Below are 6,677 nucleotides of genomic sequence, written 5' to 3' on the forward strand. Positions count from 1 at the left end.
GAGGCTAAGTCACCGGGAAGCAAGGCAGCGACGATTTGGAATTCTAGATCGGGCTAAAACGTCGCTACAAAGCAGCCGCTAGGCTCTCCGTAAACATTTTATAATTTCTCATTTTCTGGGGATTAGGGAAATCAACCCACTAAAAAGGGCGGGTTTTCCCGCCCTGAAAGGCTAATCGATGCCTCATCGTTACCCACATTTAAAAGCTTGAATGCCAAAGCTTGAAACGATGGAATTCAGGTAGATACATCTGTATTGAAAGAAGGCTTTGATAGATATCTAGAAAAATCCGCTTCAGTCAGGGTAGTGTCAAGTCCTACTGTGCTGTCTGACTAGAACCAAGACTTGCTTGAATATCCGGAGGCAGAATTACTTTGTCAACAACGTGGATGACGCCGTTGCTGGCTGGAATATTCGGCTGGATCACCTTGGCGTTGTTTATGGTGATTTCGCTGCTGGCACTATCAACCTTAACAGTAACGGGGGTACCTTCAACGGTTTTCACTTCGCCGGATTTTAGTTCGGTGGAAGAGATTTTACCTGGCACCACATGGTAGCTCAGAAGCTTGACTAGGGTTTGTTTGTTTGCTGGTTGCAGGAGTTTGTCCACAGTACCGGCTGGTAAAGCGGCGAAAGCGGCATCAGTCGGTGCAAATACCGTGTATGGCTTGTCTCCGGTTAATTGGTCAGTCAAGCCTGCTGCTTGCACTGCTTTAGTGAGAGTGGTGAAGGAACCATTGCTCGCTGCTGTTTGTGCCAGTTCTCCCAGGTTTTTGTCTTCGGTTGCCGCACCATTGGCTTCCGCACCAGGGGAGGTGGTAGGAGAAACTTCAGCACTGGGTGAAGTAGTAGTTGCAGGAGCTTCAGCAACTGGTGATTCGGTTGTTGCGGTCGAATCGCCCGTCGGAGCTTGGTTCGCTGTGTTTGCACCAGGCTGACCGCCGCAAGCAGAGAGAACGACCAGGCTACCAACACCGATGACGCTGAACAACAGTTTTCCTAAACTTTTCATGAATGGCCTTTTGGTAAAGATAAATTACAGAGCTATTTACAAAAGTTAATAATAAATTGGTCAAGAGCCTCTCAGCCTATGGAGGTATTTAGAAACGCGATCGCGTCTCTCTAAGGAAAGGTGTTACCAGGCTAATGCCAGCCCATCGGCGCGGGGTTCGGAGGCGGCAACCAGTACCCCGCCTTGCCGCAAGATGATCTGACCTCTGCCAAACATTCCCGGCTCGGCACTAATTTGGATATCATGACCGCGTTCAGCGAGCGCTAAAGCGATATTCCGGGGCACCATCTGTTCCAAAAGCACTGTCTTGCCAGCGACAAACCGCCATCTCGGTGCATCCAGCGCTGCTTGGGGATTCATCCCATAGTCTAGGAGGTTGACAACGACTTGCAGATGTCCCTGCGGTTGCATCGGTGCCCCCATGACGCCAAATGGCCCCAAAGGTTGATTGTCTTGCGTCAGAAAGCCGGGAATAATCGTGTGAAAGGGGCGTTTAGCGGCTGCCACTTGATTTGGATGTCCGGGAGTTAGCGTGAATCCCGATGCCCGGTTTTGCAGGGCGATGCCCGTATCGGGAACGAGAATGCCACTGCCGAAGCCACTGTAGTTAGATTGGATAAAAGATACCATCAGTTCGCCGTCAGCCGCCGCTAGATAGACGGTGCCTCCCTTGGGTAAACCAGGCTGAGCGATCGCAGCTTCTTTTCCAATCAAACAGCGTCGTTCGTCAGCATAAGCTTTGTTTAGCAGGTGTTCTAGGGGCACCTCCATAAACCGAGGATCTCCAATATATTGATGTAAATCGGCAAAAGCCAGCTTCATCGCCTCAATTTGCAGATGGTAGCTAGAAACGGATTCGCGGGGGTAATCGGGTAGGGGATAACCTTCGAGAATATTCAAAGCCATTAGCGTTGCGATGCCTTGAGTATTGGGAGGAATTTCCCAGACGGTAATGCCCCGGTAGTTAGTAAAAATCGGCTGCACCCAGTCACAGGAGTGGGTTGCCAAGTCAGATGCTGTTAAAATACCGCCGGTTTTGGCAGCAAAGTTAGCGATTTTTTCGGCAATTTCCCCGCGATAAAAGCTTTCCCCTTCCGTTTGGGCGATCGCTCTTAGGGTTTTGGCATGAACCTGACTCCGCCAAATTTCCCCGGCGGCGGGTGCCCGATTTCCTGGAAAAAATACTTCTTTAAACGGCTGAAACTCCGGCGCAATCAGCGGCAAATAGATTGCCTCGGCTCGCTTCCACGCCCGTGCCGTCTCCGGTGACACCGGGAAACCTTCTTCAGCGTATCGAATTGCTGGGACAAATAGCTGCTCAAACGGTAGCTTTCCCCAACGCTTGCATAATTTTTGCCATCCCGACACCGCGCCCGGTACGGTGACAGTCAGCCAACCCAAATCGGGAAATTGATCCATCCCGGCAAAAGCGTCTAGATTGAGATGCTGGGGACTTTTCCCCGAAGCATTCAATCCGTGCAATTGCCCATCCCAAACTAAAGCGAAAGCGTCTGCACCGATGCCGTTGGAGGTGGGTTCTACGACAGTCAGCGCGATCGCCATCGCGATCGCTGCATCCACCGCATTTCCCCCAGCCATCAGCATTTCCATCCCAGCCAAAGCCGCCAGAGGTTGGCTAGTTGCCACAGCACCTCGCTGCCCCATCACCACTCGTCGGGCACTAAAGTAGGGATAATCGGTTAAATTTTCTGGCGGCATTGTATTTTTAAACCGGGCAATTTATAGCTGGATTAAAGCGGGAAACTCTGTACCAAAGTCGTCTGTACCGCCCCCTGTTCAGCAGGTTCGATCGTATTCATTAGAATAACCGCACTGCGTCCATTTGGGGCTAAGCGCACTTCTCTGAGCGCATATTTCATCGTATTATCGCGGTATGTATTCAGGCTGCTCAGGGTACGTCTCCGATTGTTGTAAATAATCTCAAGTTGTAGGGCAGCACGATCTGTATCCGCATTTCCTCCATACGCAACTGATGGGATATATTTTTGCCGCATTAATACCTGTAGAGGGTCTTTCTTATTCTTCACTAAAAAGGTATAAACTTCACTTCCATCTGGGTTGGTGACGCGAGAAAGAGCAGGCAGTCTTCTTCCTGCCGCTGGACGATTTAATTTTAATTTGTACCGAATTACCGAAGTTTTTTTAAGTAATTCTGTTTCAGCGGCTTGAGTCGTTGGGCTTGAAGATTCCTGAGTATTTTCTGTTTCTATACAGCCATATTCAACGCAAGAATTTGTAGGTGCATTTACGATTTGCAATTGTGCTTTAGGCGTTTCCGTAATCGGGTTTCGATAACTTTCTAGATAAATATAGTGACGACTATCAGTTGAGAAACCTGATAGTCTACGACTGGTTTTGAAAATTTCTGCGAGTGCGTCTGAAGATATGAAAATCGTCGCAAACGCAACAAAACTCAGTGAAATTACGGGTAAACTTTTCATGGCAATTTTATTCTTTTGAATGCAGAGATTATTTGATTTTAAATTTTTACTTGAGGATTGACAATTTCTTTTAAATTAGCGAAACACTCAGTTCCTGTTAAACTGTTACCCGCTCAGCCTAGAAGCTTCTGCACCCTAAAATTCCTTAGAGTCAACTGTAATAGATATTTCCTGGGAGGGATGCTTTTTAGTATATTTGCTTAATAAAGCTAGGAGTTTAGAGTCAGCAAGCAAACCCCACATTGGCAACAACAAAAGCATCCTCTCTAACCCCCTATTTAAAAAAACAGCGATAGAATATCATCCGTTAGCTCTAAACACTCAAGAAAATTTCAGCATGAACTTTTTTACATACCTGTTGCACTTAGCCGGATCGGGTGCTGGGGCTTACATTGGTGCCAGCCAAATTCGCGATCCTTTAACGCGCCCAAACGTCCTCGCCGGGTTCCAACTGGCAGAATCCGGTTCAGTTCCATTTCTGCAAGCCTTGAGCGATCGCGCCTCTGCTGAAGGCGATACGTGGCTAGCTGAAAAACTTGCCCGCCACGCCTCTGATGAAAAGCGTCACGGTCAAATTTTTGCCCAAGCGCTGAAGCGGCTGAATAAGCAAGTCATTGACTTCAAGAAAGCCGCTGAAGCCAAGCCAGAGGGTAAGCCGGATGAACGCCGCCGCAGTCCCTTTTTTGAAGCTTACTTTGAAGGATACTCCCAAGAAAGCTTGAAACCGCAGAATATTGACTGGGTGGTGTTCATGGCTAGCACGTATATCCTAGAACTGGATGCCAGCAAAGACTTCGTTCGCATGGCTAATGTGTTACCAGAGGATGAACCGAACAGCGCTAGCTTGAAAAAGGGACTCCTCAGTATCGCCCACGACGAAACCGGACACGCCGCTTATCTTTTAGAAGCGCTAAAGCGTCGCCTCCCAGATGCAGCGGTAGAAGAGATGGTGGATGCGTGGCGGACTCGCAAGGTGAATGCTTTGTTGGCAATGGTGACAAATCTGATGCAGAAAAGCGGACAGATGCCTTCTCTGGTTCAGGATGGCGTTCCCACAGAAATTTCTGAGGAAGCAGAACTAGCGGTAGCTTAACCTATTTTCTCGTTCGCTGATTTCCTATAGGGCTTTCGCATTTAGGCGGACATTTCTATCACACACCCTGATTTTGAACCCGAAGGCTTCGCCCTCAATCTAGCCGTGGGAAGGGCGAAGCCTTCGGAGCAACTATTGTTACAGCAAGCGTTTTTTCGCTGGAATGCGAAAGCCCCTACAATCATCAGGATGCTGTAGCGCGGTCGATTTGGGCAACTTCTCGATCTGACAGCTTGACATCGACAGCACGCACAGAGTCTTCAATGCTGGAAACTTTACTTGCGCCGGGAATAGGCACAATGGCTGGAGATTTTGCCCGCAGCCATGCTAGGACAATATTGTAGACAGAAACGCTTTTTTCTTGGGCAAGTTGCGCGATCGCATCAATATCTTCCAGTTTGCCCACGCGACGGCTACCACCCAACGGACTCCAAGGTAAAAACGTTAGTTGTTCCTTTTCGCAATACTCCAGCACTCCGTCCTCTTCCGGCTGACGATTCCAAGGATTGTACTGATTTTGTACAGAGACAATCTCAACCACATCACGGGCGCGTTTAATTTGCTCTACTGAAAAGTTAGAGACGCCGACAAACCGGATCATCCCTTGTTCTACAGCTTCTTTGGCTGGTTTGAGCGACTCTTCAATCGTGTAATCTGTATCGGGTGCGTGGTATTGCCAAATATCTATCGGCTTTCCCCCCAAAGTCTCAAAGCTGATCCGAATTGTCTCCCGCAGATGTTTGGGGTTGCCGTTGCGCGTCCAGCTACCGTTAGGGCGCATCAGTCCGCCCTTAGTGGCAACCAGAACATTACTCTTATCACCTGAATAAGAGGAAAGCGCTTTACTAATTAAGCCTTCGTTGTGGTGCTTATCTGATTCATCTTTGCAGTAGGAATCAGCGGTATCAATCAGCGTCACGCCCAAATCGAGGGCGCGATGGATGACTTTGATGGATTCTGATTCTGGGGGTCTGCTACTTAAAGACATCGGCATTCCACCCAGTGCGATCGCGCTGATTTTGACACCTGTATGTCCGAGTTCTTTCGTTTCCATTGTTTGATTTTGCTTTCGTCTTCTACCCCTTCAATTGATTGAAGATTGCCGGATGGAAATCGTCTGTCTGACGGTTAGTTCTCAACAAGCGATCGCAAATTCTGGCAATTCTAACTCGACGCACTCGTATAAAATCGCAGTGCAAACCGCCAGAAAACCCGCGAAGCGAATAATAGCGCCAACGCCAGAATTCCCGCACTCACTATCCAACCCACCTCGACGCGCCCCAGCATCGCCTCCGCTGGGATAGTCGTTAAAAACGCTACTGGCACTATGAAAGTAAAGAAAAAACGGTAAGCAGCGGGATAAGCAACCATTGGGTATCGCCCAGCTTCTAAAAAGCCTCTGAGTACCTCAGTGACGTTGTAGATTTTCACAAACCAGATGCTAGTCGCCCCCAGCATAAACCACAGGCTGTACAGAATTGCGAAACCGAATAGTAGCGGTATCGTACTTAAGAAATAGTCGCTGATTCTCAAACCCAACCGCGCCCCAGCATAGCCAATCAGCACCCCTCCAAAGACTAAATCTGGCAGTCCCCAAGGAGAAAAGGCGCGGGTAGAAAGCCAAAATTGGCTGCTGATTGGCTTCAGCAGCACAAAGTCTAATGTCCCTTGCTGAACCTGATCGACAATCCGGTTTAAATTAGGCACCAAAAAGCTATTAGAAAAGCCTTGCAGGATCGTAAAAACTCCTAGCACAACCAAAGCTTCCTCCCATTTCCACCCTTCAAAGGTGTAACCATTGCGGTAAAACAAGGACAACCCAAACATACTACCGGCTAGGTTTCCCAAACTACTGAGTGCTGCTAGAACAAAATTAACCCGGTATTCAAGTTCGGCAGCGATCGCTGTACTCCAAAATAGCTTTAGTACCCGTAGATATCGTTGCATCTTCTCAAGGTTGCAAGGTGTGCCAATTTGAAAGTAACGCGATTTAGTCCTAGGGCGTGTCATCAATTCAACCAGATGACCGTAGCAGCGAGGTGAATCGCACCGAGAAAGTTAACCGCACGCTTGTCGTAGCGCGTTGCAATCGCTCGATACTGCTTGAGTT

General features: G+C 48.5%; 6 protein-coding genes and 1 pseudogene. 1 reads left to right on the forward strand and 6 read right to left on the reverse strand.

What is annotated here, in order from left to right:
* Positions 1–316 precede the first annotated feature (316 nt).
* The 3 genes from NDI34_RS07625 to NDI34_RS07635 all read right to left on the reverse strand — a co-directional run bounded on the left by NDI34_RS07625 (position 317) and on the right by NDI34_RS07635 (position 3,474).
* Positions 317–1,012: a fasciclin domain-containing protein gene (locus tag NDI34_RS07625; protein ID WP_190527026.1), complete on the reverse strand. Its 696-nt coding sequence runs from the start codon at positions 1,010–1,012 to the stop codon at positions 317–319.
* A gap of 123 nt (positions 1,013–1,135) precedes the next feature.
* Complete coding sequence (locus NDI34_RS07630; protein ID WP_348232319.1) at positions 1,136–2,731, reverse strand: gamma-glutamyltransferase family protein; 1,596 nt, start codon at positions 2,729–2,731, stop codon at positions 1,136–1,138.
* A 32-nt stretch (positions 2,732–2,763) separates the two neighbouring features.
* Positions 2,764–3,474, reverse strand: coding sequence for a DUF2259 domain-containing protein (locus NDI34_RS07635; protein ID WP_348232320.1), 711 nt, complete (start codon positions 3,472–3,474; stop codon positions 2,764–2,766).
* 337 nt (positions 3,475–3,811) lie between these two features.
* Between NDI34_RS07635 and NDI34_RS07640 the strand changes: the two genes are divergently transcribed.
* Positions 3,812–4,567, forward strand: coding sequence for a ferritin-like domain-containing protein (locus NDI34_RS07640; RefSeq protein WP_348232321.1), 756 nt, complete (start codon positions 3,812–3,814; stop codon positions 4,565–4,567).
* Between the two features lie 184 nt (positions 4,568–4,751).
* Here the strand turns inward: NDI34_RS07640 and NDI34_RS07645 are convergent, their stop codons facing one another.
* The 3 genes and pseudogenes from NDI34_RS07645 to NDI34_RS07655 form a co-directional block, all read right to left on the reverse strand.
* Positions 4,752–5,621, reverse strand: a complete 870-nt coding sequence (locus tag NDI34_RS07645; RefSeq protein ID WP_190535214.1) for an aldo/keto reductase — start codon at positions 5,619–5,621, stop codon at positions 4,752–4,754.
* Positions 5,622–5,731: 110 nt separating this feature from the next.
* Positions 5,732–6,514 carry an ABC transporter permease gene (locus tag NDI34_RS07650; protein ID WP_190410112.1) on the reverse strand — a complete coding sequence of 261 codons (783 nt, stop codon included), beginning with the start codon at positions 6,512–6,514 and terminating at the stop codon, positions 5,732–5,734.
* A 62-nt stretch (positions 6,515–6,576) separates the two neighbouring features.
* Positions 6,577–6,677 (reverse strand): annotated as a pseudogene (locus tag NDI34_RS07655) (IS5/IS1182 family transposase); the annotation flags it as partial.

The organism is Trichocoleus sp. DQ-U1, assembly GCF_039961925.1.
Classification (GTDB): Bacteria; Cyanobacteriota; Cyanobacteriia; order Cyanobacteriales; family FACHB-T130; genus FACHB-T130.